We start from the raw sequence: 1,011 nt of genomic DNA on the forward strand, positions 1-1,011 counted from the left end.
CGGCGAGCGGCGCACCGCAGCCTGCCTTGCGGCCCGCCGCTCCATGCAATGGCTGCTGCAGTTTTCCGGGCAGAACCCGGACTGCAGCGCCGGCGGCTCCGGTGCCATCGTGGTCTCGCCGCAGGCGCCCTGCGCCGGCCTGGCGACGGTGCAATGCATGACCGTAACCGTGAGCTACGACTACAACTCCCACCCCTTCCTGCCCGGCACCGCCACGCTCTATGGCTGGGTGATGGGGGCCCCCATTCGTAGCGTCGCGGTCGCCCAGCTGGACCTTGGCAGCAACTGACGATCGGTACAGGAGACGTTTTTCATGCTCAAGTTGACCCGCATCGCCGCCATCGCCCTGATCGCGCTCGCCGTGCTGCTCGCCGTGGTCGCCTTCGTGATCGGTCGCAAGCCAGCGGCCTCGGCGGACAACCCGAACACGATCGTGAAAGCCGATGCCCAGACCTTCAGTGTCGTTGAAGCCATCGCGCGGCTGCCCGCCGGCGAGCCGATCAGCGCCAATGGCGTACGACTGACGCAACGCACTGCAGAAGTGCCGGGGGCGGTGACCGACCTGGCGGCGGTGGTTGGCAAGGTGCCGGTGCAGGACATCAGCGAAGGCAGCGCGATCGGCGCAAGCCTGCTCGCGCAGGGCTTCTCACTGCAGCTGCGGCCGGGTGAACGGGCACTGGCGGTACCGGTCGATGAGCTGGTCGCGGCAGGCAACCGCATCCTGCCCGGCGATTTCGTCGACGTTTTCCTCAACCTGCGCAGCGCCGCTACCAGCTACAACGGCCAGCAGGACATCGCACAGACCCGTTTGCTGCTGTCGCGCCTGCGCGTGCTCAGCTACGGCCAGCAGGATATTGCGGTGGCACCCAGCACTGCCCAGGGTGAGGCACCGGCCACGGCCAGCAACGACTCACGCGCGGCCGACATCACCAATGGCTCCAGCAGCACCCACAGCAACGGAAACGGCAGCGATGCCACGCAGCCGGCTCGCACCGCGGTGCTGGCGGTACC

General features: G+C 68.0%; 1 protein-coding gene and 1 pseudogene. Both read left to right on the forward strand.

The genetic code is table 11. From position 1 onward, the window contains the following. Nucleotides 1-289, forward strand: a pseudogene (locus tag DBR20_RS23230) (pilus assembly protein); the annotation flags it as partial. Between the two features lie 24 nt (nt 290-313). Continuing rightward, on the forward strand, nt 314-1,011 hold a 698-nt coding region (gene cpaB / locus DBR20_RS14270), incomplete at its 3' end, for a Flp pilus assembly protein CpaB (RefSeq protein WP_258223373.1).

Origin of the sequence: Stenotrophomonas sp. HMWF023 (assembly GCF_003060985.1) — a bacterium.
Lineage (GTDB): Bacteria > Pseudomonadota > Gammaproteobacteria > Xanthomonadales > Xanthomonadaceae > Stenotrophomonas > Stenotrophomonas lactitubi.